19 protein-coding genes are annotated in these 22,652 nt (G+C 71.8%); 10 read left to right on the top strand and 9 right to left on the bottom strand.

Going from position 1 to position 22,652, the window contains the following annotated elements; all coding sequences use genetic code 11:
- Positions 1–42: 42 nt before the first annotated feature.
- Entirely contained in the window at positions 43–2,466 is a 2,424-nt protein-coding gene (locus ACIRNI_RS08820) for a serine/threonine-protein kinase (RefSeq protein WP_403549587.1), read from the bottom strand.
- Between the two features lie 159 nt (positions 2,467–2,625).
- Here ACIRNI_RS08820 and ACIRNI_RS08815 point away from each other — a divergent pair, with 159 nt between their 5' ends.
- Positions 2,626–3,678, top strand: a complete 1,053-nt coding sequence (locus ACIRNI_RS08815; protein WP_403549585.1) for a serine hydrolase domain-containing protein — start codon at positions 2,626–2,628, stop codon at positions 3,676–3,678.
- 28 nt (positions 3,679–3,706) lie between these two features.
- Here the strand turns inward: ACIRNI_RS08815 and ACIRNI_RS08810 are convergent, their stop codons facing one another.
- Positions 3,707–5,413: a glycerol-3-phosphate dehydrogenase/oxidase gene (locus ACIRNI_RS08810; RefSeq protein WP_403549583.1), complete on the bottom strand. Its 1,707-nt coding sequence runs from the start codon at positions 5,411–5,413 to the stop codon at positions 3,707–3,709.
- A gap of 225 nt (positions 5,414–5,638) precedes the next feature.
- Between ACIRNI_RS08810 and ACIRNI_RS08805 the strand changes: the two genes are divergently transcribed.
- Positions 5,639–6,880 (top strand): nucleotide sugar dehydrogenase, encoded by a 1,242-nt coding sequence (locus tag ACIRNI_RS08805; protein WP_403549581.1) that lies wholly within the window; start codon positions 5,639–5,641, stop codon positions 6,878–6,880.
- A gap of 175 nt (positions 6,881–7,055) precedes the next feature.
- Here ACIRNI_RS08805 and ACIRNI_RS08800 read toward each other — a convergent pair whose 3' ends face one another.
- The 4 genes from ACIRNI_RS08800 to ACIRNI_RS08785 all read right to left on the bottom strand — a co-directional run bounded on the left by ACIRNI_RS08800 (position 7,056) and on the right by ACIRNI_RS08785 (position 11,397).
- Entirely contained in the window at positions 7,056–8,180 is a 1,125-nt protein-coding gene (locus ACIRNI_RS08800) for a GuaB3 family IMP dehydrogenase-related protein (protein WP_403549579.1), read from the bottom strand.
- A gap of 117 nt (positions 8,181–8,297) precedes the next feature.
- Positions 8,298–9,800 carry an IMP dehydrogenase gene (gene guaB / locus ACIRNI_RS08795; RefSeq protein WP_403549577.1) on the bottom strand — a complete coding sequence of 501 codons (1,503 nt, stop codon included), beginning with the start codon at positions 9,798–9,800 and terminating at the stop codon, positions 8,298–8,300.
- Between the two features lie 149 nt (positions 9,801–9,949).
- On the bottom strand, positions 9,950–10,552 hold the full coding sequence (locus ACIRNI_RS08790; RefSeq protein WP_403549575.1) for a sigma-70 family RNA polymerase sigma factor: 603 nt from the start codon (positions 10,550–10,552) through the stop codon (positions 9,950–9,952).
- 233 nt (positions 10,553–10,785) lie between these two features.
- Positions 10,786–11,397, bottom strand: a complete 612-nt coding sequence (locus ACIRNI_RS08785) for a response regulator transcription factor (protein ID WP_003948568.1) — start codon at positions 11,395–11,397, stop codon at positions 10,786–10,788.
- 402 nt (positions 11,398–11,799) lie between these two features.
- Between ACIRNI_RS08785 and ACIRNI_RS08780 the strand changes: the two genes are divergently transcribed.
- Positions 11,800–12,156 carry a WhiB family transcriptional regulator gene (locus ACIRNI_RS08780; RefSeq protein WP_403549573.1) on the top strand — a complete coding sequence of 119 codons (357 nt, stop codon included), beginning with the start codon at positions 11,800–11,802 and terminating at the stop codon, positions 12,154–12,156.
- Positions 12,157–12,243: 87 nt separating this feature from the next.
- On the opposite strand, the gene ACIRNI_RS08775 is transcribed toward ACIRNI_RS08780, so the two are convergent.
- Positions 12,244–13,137, bottom strand: a complete 894-nt coding sequence (locus tag ACIRNI_RS08775; protein WP_355365990.1) for a LysR family transcriptional regulator — start codon at positions 13,135–13,137, stop codon at positions 12,244–12,246.
- A gap of 81 nt (positions 13,138–13,218) precedes the next feature.
- On the opposite strand from ACIRNI_RS08775, the gene ACIRNI_RS08770 reads away from it, so the two are divergent.
- The 7 genes from ACIRNI_RS08770 (at position 13,219) to ACIRNI_RS08740 (ending at position 20,279) form a co-directional block, all read left to right on the top strand.
- Positions 13,219–13,911 (top strand): MOSC domain-containing protein, encoded by a 693-nt coding sequence (locus ACIRNI_RS08770; protein WP_403549570.1) that lies wholly within the window; start codon positions 13,219–13,221, stop codon positions 13,909–13,911.
- The gene (locus tag ACIRNI_RS08765; RefSeq protein ID WP_403549568.1) at positions 13,908–14,681 is read left to right on the top strand and encodes an SDR family NAD(P)-dependent oxidoreductase; all 774 of its coding nucleotides are present in this window, start codon (positions 13,908–13,910) and stop codon (positions 14,679–14,681) included. Before ACIRNI_RS08770 ends, ACIRNI_RS08765 begins: the two co-directional genes overlap by 4 nt.
- A gap of 172 nt (positions 14,682–14,853) precedes the next feature.
- On the top strand, positions 14,854–15,978 hold the full coding sequence (locus ACIRNI_RS08760) for a substrate-binding domain-containing protein (protein WP_403549566.1): 1,125 nt from the start codon (positions 14,854–14,856) through the stop codon (positions 15,976–15,978).
- Between the two features lie 111 nt (positions 15,979–16,089).
- Entirely contained in the window at positions 16,090–17,415 is a 1,326-nt protein-coding gene (locus ACIRNI_RS08755; RefSeq protein ID WP_403549564.1) for an ABC transporter substrate-binding protein, read from the top strand.
- A 4-nt stretch (positions 17,416–17,419) separates the two neighbouring features.
- Positions 17,420–18,343, top strand: coding sequence for a carbohydrate ABC transporter permease (locus ACIRNI_RS08750; protein ID WP_403549562.1), 924 nt, complete (start codon positions 17,420–17,422; stop codon positions 18,341–18,343).
- Positions 18,340–19,203, top strand: a complete 864-nt coding sequence (locus ACIRNI_RS08745; RefSeq protein ID WP_403549560.1) for a carbohydrate ABC transporter permease — start codon at positions 18,340–18,342, stop codon at positions 19,201–19,203. The genes ACIRNI_RS08750 and ACIRNI_RS08745 overlap by 4 nt, the downstream gene beginning before the upstream one ends.
- A 17-nt stretch (positions 19,204–19,220) precedes the next feature.
- On the top strand, positions 19,221–20,279 hold the full coding sequence (locus ACIRNI_RS08740; RefSeq protein WP_403549558.1) for a hydroxyacid dehydrogenase: 1,059 nt from the start codon (positions 19,221–19,223) through the stop codon (positions 20,277–20,279).
- Between the two features lie 94 nt (positions 20,280–20,373).
- Here ACIRNI_RS08740 and groL read toward each other — a convergent pair whose 3' ends face one another.
- Both groL and groES read right to left on the bottom strand, forming a co-directional pair.
- Positions 20,374–22,002 carry a chaperonin GroEL gene (gene groL / locus ACIRNI_RS08735; RefSeq protein ID WP_403549556.1) on the bottom strand — a complete coding sequence of 543 codons (1,629 nt, stop codon included), beginning with the start codon at positions 22,000–22,002 and terminating at the stop codon, positions 20,374–20,376.
- A 116-nt stretch (positions 22,003–22,118) separates the two neighbouring features.
- The gene (groES, locus tag ACIRNI_RS08730; protein WP_355354073.1) at positions 22,119–22,427 is read right to left on the bottom strand and encodes a co-chaperone GroES; all 309 of its coding nucleotides are present in this window, start codon (positions 22,425–22,427) and stop codon (positions 22,119–22,121) included.
- Between the last annotated feature and the right edge of the window lie 225 nt (positions 22,428–22,652).

Here is a 22,652-nt window from a genome sequence, read left to right as displayed (position 1 = left end):
GGCATCGTACGGTCCTCGCGCTCTCACGATACGTGTCCCCGGTCAGTCCTTGGGGCGGAACGTGGCGAACGCCGTGTTGCGCAGCGTCGTGCACTCCGCGCCGTTCCACTCGCTGGACTTGCAGGTGATCATGATCGAGTAGCCGCGCTTGGCGTCGACCTTGAAGCCCCTGTTGAGCACCCATACCCGCTCGCCGCCCTGATTGCGCTCGAACTGCCAGTCGGCGGCGGTCGGGTAGCCGTTGTAGTCGACTTTCTGGATGCCGTGGTGCTTGTAGCCGTTGCTGGTGGCCGAGACGGCTCCCACGGCCGCGGCCCACGCGCTTGCGGCGTCGTCCTTCGGGCTGCTGTTGAAGTCGACCTGGACGCGCGGGAAGCCGCCGTTGGCGCTGAATATCCCGCCGGAGTTCTGCCCGGCTATGCCCGTCATGCGGAACGTGGAGGGCATGGCCATGGAGAAGTGGAAGCGGTCGTTCGTGACCATGGTGTAGCCCGGCGGGAGGGCCGCGCCGTTGCCGGTGCCGCCCGAGGACTGGCCGGTGCCGGTGCTGGTGCCGGTACCCGTGCCGGTGCTGGTGCCAGTGCTCGTGCCCGTACCGGTGCTCGTACCCGTGCCGGCGCCCTGCTGGCCACCGCCGCCCTGGCCGCCGCCGGTGGCCGGCTGCTGACCGCCCTGCTCCTTGCCGCCGTCCTGGCCCTGGGCCCCGCCGGTGGCTCCGGCGGACGCGGTCGTACCGCCCTGCGGCTTGCCCTGCCCGCCCGTGACCGTCTTCTCGTCGTCGCCCAGCGTGAAGGCCAGCACGACGGCGACCACCGCGAGCACGGCCACCACCGCGATGACCACGAGCGTGCGGCGCGACACCACGTCGGTGAGCGGCGCCCGGACCGGGGCCTGCGGCCGCTGCTCCGCCGCCGGCGCGGGCCGGGGCGCGGGCTCGGGCTTGGTCGCCGCGTTGCGTACGGAACGGAGCGCTCCGCGCACCCGCTCGGCCGCCGCGTCGGCCGCCTCCCTGCCCTTCGGGCCGGGCGCGGGCACGGGCGGCAGCGGCACCACGCGCGTGGCCTCCGGCGACGGTTCCGGGACCGGCACGACCGGCACCTCGGGCGCGTGGATCACGTCGTTGAGCAGCACCCGCGCGCCCGCGTCGTCGAGCCGCTTCTCGGGGTCCTTGTGCAGCAGGCCGTAGATGACCTCCTCCAGCGGGCCCGCGTTCTGCGGGGGGTCCAGCTGCTCGGTCATCACGGCGGTCAGCGTCGCGATGGCGGAGCCCTTGTCGTACGGCGGGCAGCCCTCCACGCACGCGTACAGCAGGCCGCCGAGCGACCACATGTCCGCCGCGGGGCCCGGCTTGTGGCCCCGGGCGCGCTCCGGCGAGATGTACGAGGGCGCGCCGACGAGCATGCCGGTCGAGGTGATGGACGGGTCCCCCTCGACCTGGGCGATGCCGAAGTCGGTGAGGACGACGCGCCCGTCGTCGGCGATGAGCACGTTGGACGGCTTCACGTCGCGGTGGAGGATGCCCTCGCGGTGCGCGGAGCGCAGGACGTCGAGGATGGCGAGGCCGACCTCGGCGGCGCGCTTCGGCGTGAGCACGCCGTCCTCGCGGATGACGTCGGCGAGCGACTTGCCCTCGATGAGCTCCATGACGATCCAGGGGCGGTCGTCCTCGTCGACGACGTCGTAGACCGTCACCGCGCCGTTGTTGCGGATCCGCGCGATCGCCTTGGCCTCGCGGAGGGTGCGCGTGATGAGACGGCGCTTCTCCTCCTCGTCGATGCTGTTGGGGAAACGCAGCTCCTTGACGGCGACGGTCCGGCCGAGAGTCTCGTCGACGGCCCGCCAGACGGTGCCCATGCCGCCGCGCCCGAGCACGACGCCGAGCCGGTACCGGCCCGCCAGGAGGCGGCCCTCGGTGGTCTTGGCCCCCGTGCCCGCCGCACCCTTCTTGTGCGCGTCGCCGGGCTGCCGGGCACCCGGCACGGACGGCTTGTCGAGCCGCGAGGGCTCCGAGGACGGCCCGGACTGCGCGGACTGCGAAGGCTTCGAGGACTTGGAGGGCTTGGCGTCGTCGTCCGCCGCGCCCGACCGTGCGGCGGGGACCGCCGCACGCGCCGCATCCGATGCGGCACCGCTCTTCACCTCTGCCGCTCCGGCTTCCGCTTCGGCGGTTCCATTCCGCTTCCCGTCCTGTCCGACGCCCGACTCCACGGCCGCACCCTTGCCCGTCTCGACACCCGGCTTCACGTCCGGCCTGTCCTCCGCCCCGGCCCCCGGACCGTCATCCGGCCCGCTGTTCCGGCTCTTTCCCGCACCGCCGACCGCGCCGTCGACCGCGCCGTCGACCGCGCCGTCGACCGCGTCACCGGCCCGGCCGTCGTCCGGCTTGACGTCGGCCTCGGCGCCCGGCTTCGCTTCGTCCCGCTGAGGTTTCCGCGCCGCGCCCCGCGACTGCTCCGCTTCCGACATGCGTCCCCTCTGCGATCCCTGATCCTCGCCCGCGCCTGCCGCTTCCGCGCGATGCGGTAACCCGCCCTGGAAGAGCGTCCATTGTCCCTCACTCCGGGACCGGCGATTCTTCCGGGTCCATCGTGCGTCAGGATGGCCCCGGAGGAAGGGACCCGGACCATGCCAACGCCCTGGAAGCGCAGTGCCGTCGTCGTGGCCGCGGTCCTGCTCGCGCTGGGTGCGCGGCCCCTGTCCCCGGAACCGGACCCCGCGCCCGACTCCCCCGTCCTGCAGCGGCTCGTGTCCGACGGACACGCGCCTGCCGCCGCCCTGCTGTCCGCTTCACCGCTCTCCTCCCGTTTCCTGACCACCGGTCCGGACATCGACCGCGCCGACCACTTCCGCGCGGGCAGCGTCACCAAGACGTTCATCGCGACGGTGGTCCTCCAGCTCGGCGCCGAAAGCCGGTTGCGCCTGGACGACCCGGTGGCGCGCCATCTGCCCGGGGTGCTCCCCGGGCCCATGGGCAGCCGCGTCACCCTGCGCGCCCTGCTGACCCACACCAGCGGCATCCCCGACTACGCCACCGTCACGGGCCCCGCGCCGACCCGCCCGGCGGACGCCGTCCGCAGCGCCCTGACCCGCCCACCGCGCCCCCCGGGCTCGTACGCGTACTCCAACACCAACTACGCCCTGCTGGGCATGGTCGTCGAGCGGGTCACCGGCCGCTCCTACGCGGACGAGACCCGACGCCGCATCATCAATCCCCTCCGTCTCACCGGCACCTCGTTCCCCGGCGCCCGGACCACCCTCCCCGCCCCGCACGGCCGTGCGTACGACGCGCGGGGCCGTGACGTCACCGCCCTCGACCCGCGCCACGCGGGCGCGGCCGGCGAGCTGATCAGCACGCTCGACGACCTGAACCGTTTCTACGCCGCCCTCCTCGGCGGCCGCCTGCTCCCCTCGCCCCAGCTGCGCGCACTACTCGACACCCGCCCCTCCCACGGCACGTACGGCATGGGCGTCTACCCGCGCACCCTGTCCTGCGGCACCACCGTGTGGGGCCACAACGGACACATCACCGGCAGTTACGTCCGCACCGCCGCCACCACCGACGGGCGGCACACCTTCACCTTCCGGGTCAACACGGACACCTTGGCGGCCGGGACGCTCCCGGTTCTGGAACCGGCGCTCCTGGAGGCCGAGTTCTGCGGGCGCCGACCGGGCCGCTGAAGGGCCTTCAGATGGTGCCGACGCCGGTTCAGATGGGCACGATGTCCGGCGCGCCCAGCCGTGCCGCGTCCGCCGTCAGGTCGTCCGGCTGGCGCTGGGACTCGCGCTCCGCCTCCACCCGCTTGTCGTAGTGCTCGACCTCCTTGTCGATGTGGTCCCGGTCCCAGCCGAGCACCGGTGCCATCAGCTCCGCGCACTCCCGCGCGCTGCGCGTCCCCCGGTCGAAGGTCTCGATCGAGATCCGGGTCCGCCGGGTCAGCACGTCGTCCAGGTGCCGCGCCCCCTCGTGCGACGCCGCGTAGACGACCTCGGCGCGCAGGTAGTCGTCCGCCGCGGCCAGCGGCTCGCCGAGCGACGGGTCCGCGGCTATCAGCTCCAGCACCTCCTCCACGAGCGAGCCGTACCGGTTCAACAGGTGCTCCACCCGCACCACGTGAAGGCCCGTCCGGGCCGCGATGCGCGCCCGCGCGTTCCACAGCGCGCGGTAGCCCTCGGCGCCGAGCAGCGGCACGTCCTCGGTGACGCAGTCCGCCACCCGCGTGTCGAGGGCGTGCACCGCCTCGTCGACGGCGTCCTTGGCCATCACGCGGTACGTCGTGTACTTGCCGCCCGCCACGACGACCAGGCCCGGCACCGGGTGCGCCACCGTGTGCTCGCGCGACAGCTTGCTCGTCGCGTCCGACTCGCCGGCCAGCAGCGGTCGCAGACCGGCGTACACGCCCTCCACGTCGTCCCGGGTGAGCGGCACCGCCAGCACGCTGTTGACGTGCTCCAGCAGGTAGTCGATGTCGGCGCTGGAGGCCGCCGGGTGCGCCTTGTCGAGGTCCCAGCCGGTGTCGGTGGTGCCGATGATCCAGTGGCGGCCCCACGGGATGACGAAGAGCACGGACTTCTCCGTGCGCAGGATCAGCCCGGTGTTCGAGTGGATCCGGTCCTTGGGCACGACCAGGTGGATGCCCTTCGACGCCCGCACATGGAACTGGCCCCGCTCCCCGATCAGCGCCTGGGTGTCGTCCGTCCACACGCCCGTCGCGTTGACGATCTGCTTGGCACGGACCTCGTACTCCCCGCCCGCTTCCACGTCCTGCACCCGGGCGCCGACGACGCGCTCGCCCTCGCGCAGGAAGCCGATGACCCGGGCCCGGCTGGCGACCCGGGCGCCGTAGCTCGCGGCCGTCCGCACCAGCGTGGTCACGAAGCGGGCGTCGTCCATCTGGGCGTCGTAGTACTGCAACGCGCCCACCAGCGCGTCCTTGCGCAGCGCGGGCGCCACCCGCAGCGCGTGCCGCCGCGTCAGGTGCCGGTGCAGGGGCAGCCCGCGCCCGTGCCCGGAGGAGACCGACATCGCGTCGTACAGGGCCACGCCCGACCCGGCGTAAAGCCGCTCCCAGCCCTTGTGCTGCAGCGGGTAGAGGAAGGGCACCGGCTTGACCAGGTGCGGCGCGAGCCGCTCCAGCAGGAGCCCGCGCTCCTTCAGCGCCTCGCGGACGAGCGCGAAGTCCAGCATCTCGAGATAGCGCAGACCGCCGTGGATGAGCTTGCTGGACCGGCTCGACGTGCCGGACGCCCAGTCGCGCGCCTCCACCAGCCCGGTCGCCAGCCCGCGGGTCGCCGCGTCGAGGGCGGTCCCGGCGCCGACCACTCCGCCGCCGACCACCAGCACGTCCAGCTCGCCCTCGGTCATACCCGCCAGCGCCTCGGCGCGCTCCGCGGGTCCCAGTGTCGCTGTCCTCACCGCTGCCTCCCGTCGTCCCCCGTGTGTGGTCGGGCTCACAGCTTCGATTCTGTCCCGGGGCTCCGACTTCAGCCACCGCCTGTGGACAACACTCGGACGTCCAAACGCTGGCAATGCCACATAACGGTCATATTTACGCCTAGTCTGACATTGCTCCCGCTCGTTCTGTCCACAGGACTTGCACGTCGCGTCCACTCCGGCTACCGGGAAAGGACGGCATCACCCATGCCCGCAGACCTCGCCGTCATCGGCCTCGGCCACCTCGGACTGCCCCTCGCCCAAGCCGCCACAGCAGCCGGAATCGGCACGATCGGCTTCGACACCGACCCCCGCCCCGTCGCGGAGCTCGCCGCCGGCCGCCCCCCGGTCGACGGCTCCCTGACCGCGTCCGAGATCCGCCGGATGCTCTCGGGGGGCTTCCGGCCCACCACCAACCCCACCGAGCTCGGCCGGGTCCGCACCGCCGTCATCTGCGCGCCCACCCCGCTGGGTGCCGACCAGTCCCTGGACCTGACGTCCATCACCGGCGCCGCCCGCGCCCTGGCCGCCCGGCTGCGCCCGCACACCACCGTCCTGCTGGAATCCCCGGTCCACCCCGGCACCACCGAGGACGTCCTGCGCCCGCTGCTCGAAGAGGGCTCGGGCCTACGGGCCGGCCGCGACTTCCACCTCGCGTACTCGCCCGGCCGCCTCGACCCCGGCAACCGCGCCCACGACTTCGCCCACATCCCGAAGGTCATCGGCGGCCTCACCCCCGCCTGCACCGAGTCGGCCGCCGCCTTCTACGGGCGCCTCACCGACAAGGTCGTCCGCGCCCGCGGGCCGCGCGAGGCGGAGACCGTCAAGCTGCTGGAGACCAACTTCCGCCACGTCAACATCGCCCTGGTCAACGAGATGGCCGTCCTCTGCCACGACCTCGGCGTCGACCTGTGGGACGTCATCCGGTGCGCCGAGACCAAGCCCTTCGGCTTCCAGGCCTTCCGCCCGGGCCCCGGCGTCGGCGGCCACGGCACCCCCGTCGACACCATCGGCCCCCACCGGCCGCTGCGCCTGGTCGAACTGGCGACGCGCATCAACGAGCGGATGCCGCAGTACGTCATCCAGCGCTGCGCCACCCTCCTCAACGAGCACGGCAAATCGGCGCGCGGCGCGCGCGTGCTGCTGCTGGGCATCACGTACAAGCCCGATCTGGCCGACCAGGAGGGCTCCCCCGCCACCGAGATCGCCCGCCGCCTGATGGACATGGGGGCCGCGGTCAGTTACCACGACCCGTACGTGGCCGACTGGCGCGTCCGCGACCTGCCGGTCCCGCGCGCGGACTCGCTCTACGAGGCGGCGGCCGCGGCCGACCTGACGATCCTTCTCCAGCACCACCGTACGTACGACCTCCAGGGACTGGCCGTGAAGGCCCAGCTCCTCCTGGACACCCGCGGCGTCACCCCGGTCGGAGCGGCGCACCGCCTCTAGGGGGTGTCTTGCCGATCTTGCCGGGCTCGCGGGGTCTGGCCTGATCGACAAGACACCCCCTAGGCCGGACGGGTGAAACCCACCCGAGACGCCTCCGAGGACACGTCCCCGAGGACGCGGAAGGGGCCCGCACCGGCATGGTGCGGGCCCCTTCGCGTAGACACGCGGAAGGCGGTCAGCGGCTGTGCTGGGCGTCCGCGACCGTCACCTCGACGCGCTGGAACTCCTTGAGCTCGCTGTAGCCCGTCGTCGCCATCGCCCGGCGCAGGGCGCCGAAGAAGTTCATCGACCCGTCCGGCGAGTGCGAGGGACCGGTGAGGATCTCCTCGGTCGTCCCGACCATGCCGAGGTCGACCAGCTTGCCGCGCGGCACGTCCTCGTGGACGGCCTCCATGCCCCAGTGGTGGCCCTTGCCGGGCGCGTCGGTCGCGCGCGCCAGCGGGGAGCCCACCATCACCGCGTCGGCGCCGCACGCGATCGCCTTGGGCAGGTCGCCGGACCAGCCGACGCCGCCGTCCGCGATGACGTGGACGTACCGGCCGCCGGACTCGTCCATGTAGTCGCGGCGTGCGGCCGCGACGTCCGCGACGGCGGTCGCCATCGGGACCTGGATGCCCAGCACGTTGCGCGTGGTGTGCGCGGCGCCGCCGCCGAAGCCCACCAGGACGCCCGCCGCGCCCGTACGCATCAGGTGCAGGGCGGCGGTGTAGGTGGCGCAGCCGCCGACGATGACGGGGACGTCCAGCTCGTAGATGAACTGCTTCAGGTTCAGCGGCTCGGCCGCGCCCGAGACGTGCTCGGCGGAGACGGTGGTGCCGCGGATGACGAAGATGTCGACACCGGCGTCCACGACGGCCTTGGAGAACTGCGCCGTGCGCTGCGGGGAGAGCGCGGCCGCGGTGACCACGCCCGAGTCGCGCACCTCCTTGATGCGCCGCCCGATCAGCTCCTCCTGGATGGGGGCCGCGTAGATCTCCTGCAGACGGCGGGTCGCGGTCTCGGACGGCAGCTCGGCGATCTCGTCGAGCAGCGGCTGCGGGTCCTCGTAGCGGGTCCACAGGCCCTCGAGGTTCAGGACGCCGAGGCCGCCGAGCTGCCCGATGCGGATGGCGGTCTCGGGCGAGACCACCGAGTCCATGGGGGCGGCCAGGAACGGCAGCTCGAAGCGGTAGGCGTCGATCTGCCAGGCGATCGAGACCTCCTTCGGGTCCCGGGTGCGCCGGCTCGGTACGACGGCGATGTCGTCGAACGCGTACGCCCTGCGGCCGCGCTTGCCGCGCCCGATCTCGATCTCAGTCACGATGTGTGGCCTTTCCCTCTACGTCTGCGCCTACCAGTATCCCCGACACGCGCGTGAGGGGCGGTTCCGGCCGTATCCCGGAACCGCCCCTCACATGCGTACGCCTGCTTCCCGCTGTTACTTCCTGCTGTAGTTCGGCGCCTCGACGGTCATCTGGATGTCGTGCGGGTGGCTCTCCTTGAGGCCCGCCGACGTGATCCGTACGAACTTCCCGCGCTCCTGGAGCTCGGGGACGGTGCGCCCGCCGACGTAGAACATCGACTGGCGCAGGCCGCCGACCAGCTGGTGGACGACCGCGGAGAGCGGGCCGCGGAAGGGCACCTGGCCCTCGATGCCCTCGGGGACCAGCTTCTCGTCGGAGGCGACACCCTCCTGGAAGTACCGGTCCTTGGAGAAGGACCGCTGCTCGCCGCGGGACTGCATGGCGCCCAGCGAGCCCATGCCGCGGTACGACTTGAACTGCTTGCCGTTGATGAACATCAGCTCGCCCGGCGACTCCTCGCAGCCCGCGAGCAGCGAGCCGAGCATCACCGTGTCGGCGCCGGCGACCAGGGCCTTGGCGATGTCGCCGGAGTACTGCAGGCCGCCGTCGCCGATGACCGGGACGCCGGCCGCGCGGGCGGCGAGGGAGGCCTCGTAGATGGCGGTGACCTGCGGGACGCCGATGCCGGCGACGACGCGGGTCGTGCAGATGGAGCCGGGGCCGACACCGACCTTGATGCCGTCCACACCGGCGTCGACCAGCGCCTGGGCGCCGTCGCGGGTGGCGACGTTGCCGCCGATGACGTCCACCGAGGAGTTCGACTTGATCTTGGCGACCATGTCGCCGACGAGCCGCGAGTGACCGTGCGCGGTGTCGACGACGATGAAGTCGACGCCCGCCTCGATCAGCGCCTGGGCGCGCTCGTACGCGTCGCCCGCGACACCGACGGCGGCACCGACGATCAGCCGGCCTTCCTTGTCCTTCGCGGCGTTCGGGTACTTCTCCGCCTTGACGAAGTCCTTGACCGTGATCAGGCCCTTGAGGATGCCGGAGTCGTCGACGAGCGGCAGCTTCTCGATCTTGTGGCGGCGCAGCAGCTCCACGGCGTCGACGCCGGAGATGCCGACCTTGCCCGTGACCAGCGGCATGGGGGTCATGACGTCGCGCACCTGCTGGTCGCGGTCGGTCTCGAAGGCCATGTCGCGGTTGGTGACGATGCCGAGGAGCTTGCCCGCCGGGTCGGTGACCGGTACGCCGCTGATGCGGAACTTCGCGCAGATGGCGTCGGCCTCGGCGAGGGTGGCCTCCGGGCGGACCGTGATCGGGTCGGTGACCATGCCGGACTCGGAGCGCTTCACCAGGTCGACCTGGTTGGCCTGGTCGGCGATGGAGAGGTTGCGGTGGAGGACACCGACGCCGCCCTGGCGGGCCATGGCGATGGCCATGCGGGACTCGGTGACCTTGTCCATCGCGGCGGACAGCAGCGGGATGTTCACCCGCACGTTCTTGGAGATGTACGAGGAAGTGTCGATCTGGTCGGGCGCCATGTCCGACGCGCCCGGCAGCAGCAGCACGTCGTCGTAGGTCAGCCCGAGTGTCGCGAATTTCTCGGGCACTCCGTCGACGTTGGCAGTCATGACACCTTCCCCAAATGGCCTTGATCGGTGCGGATGTCCATGCTAACGGGCTGAGCGCGTGTCTCATTCCACGAGCAAGATCACCCGGAAGGTTTGTACGTTCACACGGACGGACGCGGCCGCACGGGGCCGTACGGCGCCCGCGGGAATCACTGTTCGGCGAGGGCGCGCAGGCGGCTGAGGGCGCGGTGCTGGGCGACCCGCACGGCGCCGGGGGACATGCCGAGCATCTGGCCGGTCTCCTCGGCGGTGAGGCCGACGGCGACCCGCAGGACCAGCAGCTCGCGCTGGTTCTCCGGGAGGTTGGCGAGGAGCCTCTTGGCCCATTCGGCGTCGTCGCTGAGCAGGGCCCGCTCCTCCGGTCCGAGCGAGTCGTCCGGGCGCTCGGGCATCTCGTCGGAGGGCACGGCGGTGGACCCCGGGTGCCGCATCGCGGCCCGCTGGAGGTCGGCCACCTTGTGGCCCGCGATGGCGAAGACGAACGCCTCGAAGGGCCGACCGGTGTCCTTGTAGCGCGGCAGCGCCATCAGGACGGCGACGCAGACCTCCTGGGCCAGGTCCTCGACGAAGTGGCGCGCGTCCCCGGGGAGCCTGCTCAGCCGCGTACGGCAGTAGCGCAGGGCCAGCGGGTGGACGTGCGCCAGGAGGTCGTGGGTGGCCTGTTCGTCGCCTTCGACGGCACGGTGGACCAGCGCGCCGATCGACCCCGCCCCTGGGGACAGGGCGGACCCCTGCGTCTCGTCATCGCGCATCGGTCCATCGTGCCTTGACGTCTGCCGCTCGGTGGCACCGTGTGCGTACTTGTGCACCGAAGCGTTATGAGCAGGTGCGCCGGACGTCATCTCCTGCGCCCTCCCCTCCCGCTCGATCGACTCGTCCCCGAGGAACTCCACATCTCAAGGATGCGGCATCGAGCCGGAAACAGACATCGGGCCTCCGCCGCCCCGTCCGCCGGGCGGCGGACGGGGATCGATACGGTCACGTGCTAGCGCACCAGACCCCAGCGGAATCCGAGCGCGACGGCGTGCGCCCGGTCCGAGGCGCCCAGCTTCTTGAACAGCCGCCGGGCGTGGGTCTTGACCGTGTCCTCGGAGAGGAACAGCTCGCGGCCGATCTCCGCGTTGGAGCGGCCGTGGCTCATGCCTTCGAGGACCTGGATCTCGCGCGCGGTGAGCGTGGGCGCGGCGCCCATCTCGGCCGAGCGCAGCCGGCGCGGGGCGAGCCGCCAGGTCGGGTCGGCGAGCGCCTGCGTGACGGTGGCGCGCAGTTCGGCACGCGAGGCGTCCTTGTGCAGATAGCCCCGGGCGCCGGCGGCGACGGCGAGCGCGACGCCGTCGAGGTCCTCGGCGACGGTGAGCATGATGATGCGGGCGCCGGGGTCCGCGGAGAGCAGCCGGCGGACGGTCTCCACGCCGCCCAGACCGGGCATGCGTACGTCCATCAGAATCAGGTCCGAGCGGTCCGCGCCCCAGCGGCGGAGGACTTCCTCGCCGTTGGCGGCGGTCGTCACGCGCTCGACGCCGGGCACTGTGGCGACGGCGCGGCGAAGCGCTTCTCGGGCAAGCGGGGAGTCGTCGCAGACGAGGACGGATGTCATGGCCGTCCTCCGCAGCTGATGCGCGTCACCTTGGGCCTCCAGGCTGGTTACGTATCGTCACCTGTGCGGTTGACGCGCCCGGGCGTCCGCCCGAGCGCTTGTTCTGTCAACCACTTCCGCACTCTCAACGACGGTCACTCGAAAGAGTTACGGGTCCGCCCGCCCGGTTCGGCACTCTACGTGAGGGAGCGCGTACGGAGCAGAGCGGCGCAGGTCACCGTTGCTTCACCCAGAGCTATGCCCCATTTAGCGGCTTTTCCTTCACTTTGTCGGTGTCTGTAGCTAGATTCGCAATGAGTCATATTTACATCTACTTAGACAGTAGTTGTACGGTCGTGGCTGTATCAGCCCAGGCATCAGCCCAGCTATCCGCTCAGCACCGGTTTCAAGGGGACATGCGCTATGGCAGATTTCTCCCGCCTTCCCGGACCCAACGCCGACCTGTGGGACTGGCAGCTCCTCGCGGCCTGCCGGGGGGTCGACAGTTCGCTCTTCTTCCACCCGGAGGGGGAGCGCGGCGCGGCGCGGAGTGCGCGCGAGAACTCGGCGAAAGAGGTCTGCATGCGGTGCCCGGTCCGTGCGCAGTGCGCGGCCCACGCGCTGGCCGTGCGGGAGCCCTACGGCGTATGGGGCGGCCTCACCGAGGACGAGCGCGAGGAGCTCATGGGGCGGGCTCGCAACCGTCTGGTCACGACGTCGGCGGCATCGGCGGCAACGGGGGGCTCGGGAGCATCGGCGGCATCGGCGGCACACCACTGAAGGAACGTTTCTTCGTCAGACCTTCACCTCACCAGGCCCTCACGCGGCAGGATTCAGGGCGGCCCACCGGGCCGCCCTTTGACGTGATCAGACCCGGGCCGCCGTGCGCGCCAGGTGGTCCAGGGTGGCCGCGACGGCCGGGACGTTCGCCAGGTCCGGCAGGGTCAGGGCGACGATCTCCCGCTCCAGGGCGGGCTCGACCGCGACCGTACGGGCGCCCCGGGGGCGTACGGACTCGATGGCCAGCTCCGGCAGGACGGCGACGCCCAGACCGGCGCCGACCAGGCCCACCACCGCCGGGTAGTCGTCGGTCGCGAAGTCGATGCGCGGGGTGAAGCCGGCGCTCTCGCACACGCTGACCAGCTGGCGGCGGCAGCGCGGGCAGCCGGCGATCCAGGACTCCTCGGCCAGGTCGCCGATGGCGACGGAACCGGCGTCCGCGAGGCGGTGGCCCTCGGGGACCAGGCCGACCAGGCGGTCGGCGAGCAGGGGCCGGACGACCAGGTCGTCCCACTCGGCGACGACCGGGCGGTAGCGGAAGGCGAGCGCCACGTCGCAGTCGCCCTCGCGCAGCATCTCCACCGAGCGCGGCGGCTCGGCCTCGACCAGGGAGACCCGGGTGCCGGGGTGCGCGGCGCGCAGGGCGGCGAGGGCACCGGGGACCAGGCTGGAGCTGCCGCTGGGGAAGGAGACCAGCCGGACCCGGCCGGCCCGCAGGCCCGCGATGGCGGCGATCTCCTCCTCGGCGGCGGTGAGCCCGGCGAGGATGCCGGAGGCGTGGCGCACGAGCGCCTCGCCGGCCTGGGTGAGGCGCATCTCGCGGCCCGTGCGGATCAGCAGCGGTGTGCCCGCGGAGGCTTCCAGGGCCTTCATCTGCTGGCTCACGGCGGGCTGCGTACAGCCCAGTTCGCGGGCGGCCGCGGAGAAGGAGCCGGTGGCGGCCACGGCACGCAGGACGCGGAGATGGCGGGCTTCGATCACCCTCCGAATATAAGGCTTGCTTGGATATTCGGCGCAATATCGAGTGGCCACTTTGGGGGGTGCGGATTAGCCTGCCGGGCCATGAGGATTCTGACCGTGAACGTGGGGCGGCCGAAAGCCGTCGAGTACACCGACGCCCCGAGCGGGACCACCGGGATCGACAAGCGGCCCGCCGAGGGCCCGGTGCGCGTGTCGGACCCCGGGCCCAAGGGCGAGGGCGCGAGCGGCCTGGCCGGGGACGCGGTCTGCGACCTGCGCCACCACGGCGGGACGCACCAGGCGGTGTACGCGTTCGCGCGCGAGGACCTCGACCACTGGGAGGGCGTGCTGGGCCGCCCCGTGGCCAACGGCGCGTTCGGCGAGAACCTGACCACCTCGGGCCTCGACGTGAGCGGCGCGCTGATCGGGGAGCGCTGGCGGATCGGTCCCGACCTGGTCCTGGAGGTGGCGTCGGCGCGCATCCCGTGCCGTACGTTCGCGAGCTGGCTCGACGAGAAGGGCTGGGTCAAGCGGTTCACGGAGCAGGGCGCTCCGGGCGCGTACCTCCGGGTCGTCGCGCCGGGCGAGATCCGCGCCGGGGACCCGGTGGAGGTGGTGCACCGGCCGGACCACGACGTCACCGTGGCGCTCGCCTTCCAGGCCTCCACCGTGCGGCGCGAGTTGCTGCCGGGGGTCCTGGCGGCCGGGGACGCGCTCGACCCGGAGCTCCGCGAGGCGGCGGTCAAGTACGTGCGTACGAACACGTCACCTGCGGGCACTAACGTGCCCGTATGACGACTGCACTGATTACGGGCGCGACGGCGGGAATCGGGGCCGCCTTCGCGCGGCGGCTGGCGGCGGATGGCCGCGACGTGGTGCTGGTGGCGCGCGATGTGAAGCGGCTTCGGGAACAGGCGACCGAGCTGCACGACCGGCACGGTGTCGAGGCGGAGGTGCTGGCCGCGGACCTGTCGACGGAGGAGGGCATCGCGGCCGTGGAGGCCCGCCTCTCCGACCCGAAGCGGCCGGTGGACCTGCTGGTCAACAACGCCGGGTTCGGCAACAAGGGCCGGTTCCTCGAGGTGTCGATGGCCGACGAGCTGAAGATGCTCACGGTCCACTGCGAGGCGGTACTGCGGCTCACGGCGGCGGCGACCGGGGCGATGCGCGAGCGGGGCCGGGGCGGCGTGGTGAACGTCGCGTCGGTGGCCGCCTTCGTGCCGCGGGGCACGTACGGGGCGTCGAAGGCGTGGGTCGTGCAGTTCACGCAGGGCGCGGCGCGCGATCTGGCGGGCAGCGGGGTGCGGTTGATGGCGCTGTGCCCGGGGTTCGTGCGGACCGAGTTCCACCAGCGGGCCGGGATGGGGACGGACAACATCCCGGGCTGGATGTGGCTGGACGCCGACAAGCTGGTGCGGGAGGCGCTGGCGGACCTGGCGCGCGGCAAGACGCTGTCCATCCCGGACCCGCGGTACAAGGCGCTGATGGGTGTGGTGAAGCTGGCGCCGCGCGGCCTGCTCGGTGGCGTGAGCTCGCGGGCGGGGCGCAAGTACGGGCCGAAGTAGGCCGCGGTCGCCCAGCCGGTCGCGAGCCCGGCCGAGGGGTCGGTGTCGAGCGGCCGGTCATGGGGCCTGCGCTCGGACGGCGCTGTTTCTGACCGAATGATCGAAACTTCCCGCGTTTCGATCAGCTGGACTAGGGTCTGAAGGGCCACCACACCTCAAGGGGGACTTCCGCGTGCGCGAGAGTGCTGTTGAACGTCATGACCGGCTGCTGGCCCTGGTACGGGAGCGGGGCACGGCCCGGGTGTCGGACCTGGCCGCGCAGCTGGGCGTCTCCCCCGTCACCGCGCGCCGGGACGTGGAGGCGCTGGCGGCCAAGGGGCTGCTGGACCGGGTGCACGGCCAGGTGTCCTGGCCCGAGCGGCAGTCCGGCCCCGAGGGGCCGGGGCAGGACGGCGGCCCGGTGCTGGGGCTGCTCGCGCCGTCGGCGACGTACTACTTCGCGGAGATCATCCGCGGGGCGCGCGAGGCGGCCGCCCGGGCCGGGGCGCGGCTGATCCTGCGGATCTCGGACTACCGGCCGGAGGACGACCGCGCGCGCACCGAGGGCCTGCTGGCGGCCGGCGCCGAGGGGCTGCTGATCGCGCCGGGCTGGCGGGCGCCGGGCGACCAGGCCGAGCACAGCGACTGGATCGCCGAGCTGCCGGTCCCGGCGGTGCTGCTGGAGCGGCGGGCCACGCCGGGTTCGCCGCTGGACGCCCTGGACCGGGTGTCGTCGGACCACCGGCACGGGGTGGTGCTCGCCGTACGGCACCTGGTCGGGCTCGGGCACGGGGCGCCGCTGCTGGTGGCCCGGGCGGACAGCCCGACGGCGCTCGCGGTGCGCGCCGGGTACGCGGAGGCGCTGGGCGCGCTGGGCCTGACCGGCCCCGGCCCGGTGATCGACTCGGTGCCGGCGGAGCTGGACCCGGAGGGGTTCGAGGAGGCGGTGCGGGCGCTGTCGGAGGCGGTGGCGTCGGGCGCCGCCACGGCGGCGCTGGTGCACAACGACGTGGACGCCATCCAGATGGTGCAGCACCTCGCGGAGCTGGGCGTACGGGTGCCGGAGGACCTGGCGCTGATCGCGTACGACGACGAGGTCGCGGCGCTCGCCGATACGCCGCTGACCGCCGTGGCGCCGCCCAAGCGCCAGGTGGGGCGGCTCGCCACCGAGCTGCTGCTGGAGCGGCTCGCGGGAGCTGCGGCCGGGGCCGGGGACGGCGAGGAGGAGCCGCGGCGGCATCTGGCGCTGCTGCCGAGACTGCGCGTACGGGCCTCGTGCGGTGCGTCCGCGGCGGCTGAGGAACCGAAACCGATCTGATCTTTTTTCGATCAAACAATCTTTCGCTCTTGACTTCGCTCAAGAGGGGCTCAAGTATCTCGGCCACGAGGTCCGTCCCTGTCGCCCTTCGTACGAAGCTGGAGCCCCGCCATGAGCCGCAGCCGGAGAACGTCCGCCGCCATAGCCGCCACCGTCACCGCCACCGCCCTCGCCGTCCTCACGGCGTGCGGCGGCGGCGCTGACGAAGCGTCGGCCCCGGGGGCCGACGGCAAGCCCGTGACCCTCACCTTCTGGGGCTGGGCCAAGGGGTCGAAGGAGGTCGTCGACGCCTTCAACGCCTCGCACAAGGACATCCAGGTGACGTTCGAGGAGATCCCCTCGGGCAACGCCGGCGGCTACGCCAAGATCTCCAACGCGGTGAAGGCCGGCAACGCCCCGGACCTCGTCTCCATCGAGTACCCCTCGCTCCCCGAGTTCGTCAGCCAGGGCTCGCTCCAGGACATCGGCGCGCACTTCTCCGAGGAGGAGAAGAAGAAGCTGCTGCCGCAGGCCGTCGACCTCACCACCCTCGGCGGCAGGACCTGGGCCGTGCCCTTCGACGCCGCGCCGCAGGCCTTCTACTACCGCAAGGACCTCTTCGCGAAGTACGGCGTCGCCGTGCCCACGACGTGGGACGAGTTCAAGGCGGCGGCCGAGAAGGTCAAGAAGGCCGACGCCAAGGCCAGGATCGCCACCTTCTTCCCCGACGACCCGAGCACCTTCCAGGCGATGGCCTGGCAGGCCGGCGCCCAGTGGTTCAAGGCCGAGGACGACACCTGGAAGATCGACACCCGTGACGCGGCCACCACCAAGGTCACCGCCTACTGGCAGGGCCTCCTCGACGCCGGCCTCGTCCACAACAACGCCTCGTTCAGCCCCGAGTGGACCGGCTCCCTCAAGAACGGCACCACCCTCGGCTACCTCGGCGCCTCCTGGGGCGCGGGCGTCCTCAAGGGCACCCTGCCCGAGCAGAGCGGCAAGTGGGCCGTCGCCCCGATGCCCAGCTGGGACGGCAAGCCCGCCAGCGGCATGCTCGGCGGCTCGACCTTCGCCGTGACCAAGGGCAGCAAGAAGACCGAGGCGGCGGTCGAGTTCGCGAAGTGGATGGCCACCACCGAGGAGGGCGTCACGGCCCGGATCTCCTCCGGCACCTCCAGTGCCTTCCCGGCCGCCACCGCCCTGCGCCCGGTCGCCAAGCGGTCGTTCGACGCCGGTTTCTACGGCGGCCAGGACATCTACCAGCTGTTCGAGCAGGCCGGCGCCTCCATCAGCCCGCACTGGGCCTGGGGTCCGGCCACCGGCACCACCAACACCGCCATCAAGGACCGGTTCGGCAAGGTCGCGAGCGGCGGCGTCACCCTCGCCGACGCCGTGAAGGCCGGGCACGACGCGACGGTCGCCGAGCTGACCAAGCGCGGCCTGACGGTCGAGGGCTGAGCCGATGAAGGCCCGCGTCACGCGCGCCGGCGGAACCCGTGCCCGTCACGGTGCCGCGGCCGTCCTCCTGGCCCCCTTCTTCACGCTGTTCACCGCCGTGATGGTGGTGCCGGTCGGATACGCGGTCTGGCTGAGCCTGTTCAGCGAGAAGCAGTCCGGGCTGGGCTTCGGCGGCACCGAGACCGTCTTCACCGGGCTCGACAACTACGCCGCCGCGCTCGCCGACCGGGCCTTCCTGGAGGGCTTCGGCGTGCTGCTCGGATACTGCCTGTTCTACCTTCCGCTGCTGCTCGGCGGCGCCCTCACCCTCGCCCTGCTGCTCGACTCGGCGCTCGCCCGCGCCCGCCGCTTCTTCCAGCTCGCGCTCTTCCTGCCGCACGCCGTGCCCGGCATCATCGCCGCGCTGATCTGGGTCTACCTCTACACGCCCCAGCTCAGCCCGGTCGTGAAGGCCATGGAGTCCGGCGGGATCGGCTTCGACTTCTTCTCCCCCGAAGGCGCCCTCCCCTCCGTCGTCAACATCGCGCTGTGGGAATGGCTCGGCTACAACATGGTGATCTTCTACGCGGCCCTCCAGGCCATCGACCGCTCCGTCCTGGAGGCGGCGACGGTCGACGGCGCCGGTGCCTGGCGCGTGGCGTTCAGCATCAAACTCCCGCTGATCCGCGCGTCGCTGACCATGGTCGCGCTGTTCACCCTCATCGGTTCGCTCCAGCTGTTCACCGAGCCGCTGATCCTCAACAAGGGCACGGGCTCCGCCGTCACCTCCACCTGGACGCCCAACATGTACGCGTACTCCGCGGCCTTCGACCGCAACGACTACGGGCTCGCCGCCGCCGCTTCCGTCCTCCTCGCGCTCACCGCCGCGCTGCTGTCCTTCGCCGTCACCCGCCTCACCGGCCGTCGCCGCAAGGAGAAGCACGCATGACCGCGACCACCCGCCCGGGGCCGCCGAACCGCTGGCTGTCCCGTACCGCCGTCAACGGCGTCCTGCTGCTGGCCACCGCCTACATGCTCTTCCCCCTCGCCTGGCTGGTCACCGCCGCCACCAAGGACGCGGGCGGACTGCTCGGCGGGGACGCCCTCTCCTTCGAGGGCTTCGACCTCGCCGGCAACCTCACCCGCCTCGCCGCGTACGGCGACGGCGTCTACTTCCGCTGGTACCTCAACAGCCTGCTGTACGCGGGCGGCGGGGCCCTCGCCTGCTCGCTGATCTGCGTCGCCGCCGGCTACGCCTTCGACAAGTACGACTTCCGGGGCAAGGAGAAGCTCTTCGGCCTCGTCCTGCTGGGCGTGCTCGTCCCCACCACCGCGCTCGCCCTGCCCATGTACCTGCTCGCCAGCGAGACCGGCATCGTCAACACCTACTGGGCGGTGCTGATCCCGGTGCTGGTCAACCCCTTCGGCGTCTACCTCTCGCGCGTCTTCAGCGCCGGCTACATACCCGGCGAGGCGCTGGAGGCCGCCCGTATCGACGGCGCCGGCGAGCTGCGCGCCTTCTGGTCCATCGGGCTGCGCATGGTGATGCCGGGCTTCGTGACCGTCTTCCTCTTCCAGTTCACCGCCATCTGGAACAACTTCTTCCTCCCCCTGGTGATGCTCTCGGACCAGAAGCTCTTCCCGCTGAGCCTCGGCCTGTACGCATGGAACAGCAACGCCCATGCCGAACCGGACTTCTACCCCCTCGTCGTCACCGGCTCCCTGCTCGCCGTCGTCCCCCTGGTCGTTGCGTTCGTCTCCCTCCAACGCCACTGGAAAGCCGGTCTGACCGCCGGCAGCGTCAAGTGAGGAGCTCGGTTTCCACCATGCACCACGCCACTGACAATCGGCCCTCGGGCAACCGCCCCTCCCCCGACCGGCCCGCCCTCCTCCTCGCGATGGGCCCCGGCATCGCCGACCGCCTGCTCACCGACGCGCACCGGGCCCGCCTCGCCGCCCTGTCGCGCACCGACCCGCACCTCGTCGCCCACGACCTGACCGCGCCCACCCCCCGTATCGCGGCCGCGCTCGCCGAGGCCGAAGTCCTCCTCACCTGCTGGGGCGCCACCCCGCTCACGGCCGCCGTCCTCGACCGGGCCCCGCGCCTGCGCGCCGTCGTCCACGCCGCCGGCTCGGTCAAGCACCACGTCACCGACGCGTGCTGGGCGCGCGGCATCGCCGTCACCTCGGCCGCCGCGGCCAACGCGCTGCCCGTCGCCGAGTACACGCTCGCCGCGATCCTCCTCGCCGGCAAGCACGTCCTGCCCTCGGCCCGGCGGTACGCGCAGCTGCGCGCCGCGCACGACTGGCACCAGGAGCTCGCCACCGCCGGCAACTACCGCCGCACCGTCGGCATCGTCGGCGCCTCGCGCATCGGCCGCCGCGTGATCGAGTTGCTGCGCCCCTTCGACCTGCGGGTCCTGCTGTACGACCCGTACGTGAACGCCGCCGAGGCGGCGGGGCTCGGCGTGGAGCCGGTGGAGCTGGACGAGTTGTGCGCCCGCGCGTCGGTCGTCTCCGTCCACGCGCCGCAGTTGCCGTCGACGTACCGGATGATCGGGCCGCGCCAGCTGGCGGCCATGCCGGACGGGGCGACGCTGATCAACACCTCGCGCGGCTCGCTCGTCGACGAGGAGGCGCTCCTCGCGCACCTGCGCTCCGGCCGCCTGCGCGCCGTCCTGGACGTGACGGACCCGGAGCTTCCGCCGCCGGACTCGCCGCTGTACGAGCTGGAGAACGTCCTGCTCACACCCCATGTGGCCGGGTCGCTCGGCAACGAGCTGCACCGGATGGCGGACCAGGCGCTGGACGAGCTGGAGCGGTACGCGACGGGCGCGCCGTTCGCCGATCCCGTGCGCCCCTCGCAGCTGACCAGGTCGGCGTAGCGGAACAGCGCGCACAACACCGAGGCCCGGTGCCCCCGCGACGGGGGCACCGGGCCTCTGGCGTACTTCAGTACTGCGTACTGCTACGAGCGGCTCAGTGGGAGTGGCCGTGGCTGTGGCCGTGGCCCGCGTCCGCCGGCTCCTCTTCCTTCTTCTCGACCACGAGCGTCTCGGTGGTCAGGAGGAGGGAGGCGATCGACGCGGCGTTCTCCAGCGCGGAGCGCGTGACCTTGACCGGGTCGATGACGCCGGCCTTCACCAGGTCGCCGTACTCGCCGGTCGCGGCGTTGAAGCCCTGGCCCTTGTCGAGCTCCGCCACCTTCGCGGTGATGACGTAGCCCTCGAGGCCCGCGTTCTCGGCGATCCAGCGCAGCGGCTCGACCGCGGCGCGGCGGACGACCGCGACACCGGTGGCCTCGTCGCCGGTCTTGTCGAGGTTGCCGTCGAGCACCTTGACGGCGTGGACCAGAGCGGAGCCACCACCGGAGACGATGCCCTCCTCGACCGCGGCGCGGGTCGCGGAGATGGCGTCCTCCAGACGGTGCTTGCGCTCCTTCAGCTCCACCTCGGTGGCGGCGCCGACGCGGATGACGCACACGCCGCCGGCCAGCTTCGCGAGGCGCTCCTGGAGCTTCTCGCGGTCCCAGTCGGAGTCGGTGCTCTCGATCTCGGCCTTGATCTGCGCCACGCGGCCGGTGACGTCCTCGGACTTGCCGCCACCGTCGACGATGGTGGTGTCGTCCTTGGTGACGGTCACGCGGCGAGCGGTGCCGAGCACGTCCAGGCCGACCTGGTCGAGCTTGAGGCCGACCTCCTCGGCGACGACGGTGGCGCCGGTGAGGGCGGCCATGTCGCCGAGCATCGCCTTGCGGCGGTCGCCGAAGCCGGGGGCCTTGACCGCGACCGCGTTGAAGGTGCCGCGGATCTTGTTGACGACCAGCGTGGACAGGGCCTCGCCCTCGACGTCCTCGGCGATGATCAGCAGCGGCTTGGAGGAGCCGGCCTGGATGATCTTCTCGAGGAGCGGCAGCAGGTCGGCGATCGCGGAGATCTTGCCCTGGTGGATCAGGATGTACGGGTCGTCGAGGACGGCCTCCATACGCTCCTGGTCGGTCACCATGTACGGGGACAGGTAGCCCTTGTCGAAGGCCATGCCCTCGGTGAAGTCGAGCTCCAGGCCGAAGGTGTTGGACTCCTCGACGGTGATGACACCGTCCTTGCCGACCTTGTCCATCGCCTCGGCGATGAGCTCGCCGACCTGCTGGTCCTGCGCGGAGAGCGCGGCCACGGCGGCGATGTCGGCCTTGTCGTCGATCGGGCGCGCGGTGGCGAGCAGCTCGTCGGAGACGGCCTTGACCGCGGCGTCGATGCCCTTCTTCAGGGCGGCCGGGGAGGCGCCGGCGGCGACGTTGCGCAGGCCCTCGCGGACCAGCGCCTGGGCCAGCACGGTGGCGGTGGTGGTGCCGTCACCCGCGATGTCGTTGGTCTTGGTCGCCACCTCCTTCACCAGCTGGGCACCGAGGTTCTCGTACGGGTCGTCGAGCTCGACCTCGCGGGCGATCGTGACACCGTCGTTGGTGATGGTGGGCGCGCCGAACTTCTTGTCGATGACGACGTTGCGGCCCTTGGGGCCGATGGTCACCTTGACGGTGTCAGCGAGCTTGTTGACGCCACGCTCGAGGGCGCGACGGGCGTCCTCGTCGAACTTCAGGATCTTCGCCATGGGCTGAGTCAGTCCTCTCGAACGAACCGCGCCCCTTGTCGCCCGGCACTGTGAAGTCAGTGGGGCGGCCAGGGGCGCAGCTCAAAGCATCTCTGCTTCGGGTGAAGCGGGGTGAATTACTTCTCGACGATCGCGAGCACGTCGCGAGCCGAGAGGACGAGGTACTCCTCGTTGTTGTACTTCACCTCGGTGCCGCCGTACTTGCTGTACAGCACGATGTCGCCGGTCTTGACGTCGAGCGGCAGGCGCTCGCCGTTCTCGAAGCGGCCCGGGCCCACGGCGAGGACGACGCCCTCCTGGGGCTTCTCCTTCGCGGTGTCCGGGATGACCAGGCCAGAGGCCGTGGTCTGCTCGGCGTCGAGCGGCTGGACCACGACACGGTCCTCGAGCGGCTTGATGGCAACCTTGGAGCTGGTGGTCGTCACGATCCGACCTCCCCCTTCGGAGATCTCACGGGGTTAACTGTCTGAGGTGGCGACCAGGTGGATCCGTCGTCGCGGGTGCCGGACCTGCCCGTCGCTGTGTTGGCACTCTCCGGTGGGGAGTGCCAGAGCCGAGACTATGACCGCGGTTAGCACTCGGTCAAGCGGAGTGCCAATTCACGACGGCGCGGCGTTTTCCGTACGCCCCCAAAAGCCCCCGGACGACCC

Source organism: Streptomyces sp. NPDC093546 (genome assembly GCF_044765045.1).
Classification (GTDB): domain Bacteria; phylum Actinomycetota; class Actinomycetes; order Streptomycetales; family Streptomycetaceae; genus Streptomyces.
Note: the sequence above shows the minus strand (reverse complement) of the source record. Positions and strands in the feature narration are given on the sequence as shown.

Coding starts and splice junctions, on each gene's coding strand:
- ACIRNI_RS08820 (WP_403549587.1), bottom strand. CDS start 2,466: ATGTCGGAAGCGGAGCAGTCGCGGGGCGCGGCGCGGAAACCTCAGCGG.
- ACIRNI_RS08815 (WP_403549585.1), top strand. CDS start 2,626: ATGCCAACGCCCTGGAAGCGCAGTGCCGTCGTCGTGGCCGCGGTCCTG.
- ACIRNI_RS08805 (WP_403549581.1), top strand. CDS start 5,639: ATGCCCGCAGACCTCGCCGTCATCGGCCTCGGCCACCTCGGACTGCCC.
- guaB (WP_403549577.1), bottom strand. CDS start 9,800: ATGACTGCCAACGTCGACGGAGTGCCCGAGAAATTCGCGACACTCGGG.
- ACIRNI_RS08790 (WP_403549575.1), bottom strand. CDS start 10,552: ATGCGCGATGACGAGACGCAGGGGTCCGCCCTGTCCCCAGGGGCGGGG.
- ACIRNI_RS08785 (WP_003948568.1), bottom strand. CDS start 11,397: ATGACATCCGTCCTCGTCTGCGACGACTCCCCGCTTGCCCGAGAAGCG.
- ACIRNI_RS08780 (WP_403549573.1), top strand. CDS start 11,800: ATGGCAGATTTCTCCCGCCTTCCCGGACCCAACGCCGACCTGTGGGAC.
- ACIRNI_RS08770 (WP_403549570.1), top strand. CDS start 13,219: ATGAGGATTCTGACCGTGAACGTGGGGCGGCCGAAAGCCGTCGAGTAC.
- ACIRNI_RS08765 (WP_403549568.1), top strand. CDS start 13,908: ATGACGACTGCACTGATTACGGGCGCGACGGCGGGAATCGGGGCCGCC.
- ACIRNI_RS08755 (WP_403549564.1), top strand. CDS start 16,090: ATGAGCCGCAGCCGGAGAACGTCCGCCGCCATAGCCGCCACCGTCACC.
- ACIRNI_RS08750 (WP_403549562.1), top strand. CDS start 17,420: ATGAAGGCCCGCGTCACGCGCGCCGGCGGAACCCGTGCCCGTCACGGT.
- ACIRNI_RS08745 (WP_403549560.1), top strand. CDS start 18,340: ATGACCGCGACCACCCGCCCGGGGCCGCCGAACCGCTGGCTGTCCCGT.
- ACIRNI_RS08740 (WP_403549558.1), top strand. CDS start 19,221: ATGCACCACGCCACTGACAATCGGCCCTCGGGCAACCGCCCCTCCCCC.
- groL (WP_403549556.1), bottom strand. CDS start 22,002: ATGGCGAAGATCCTGAAGTTCGACGAGGACGCCCGTCGCGCCCTCGAG.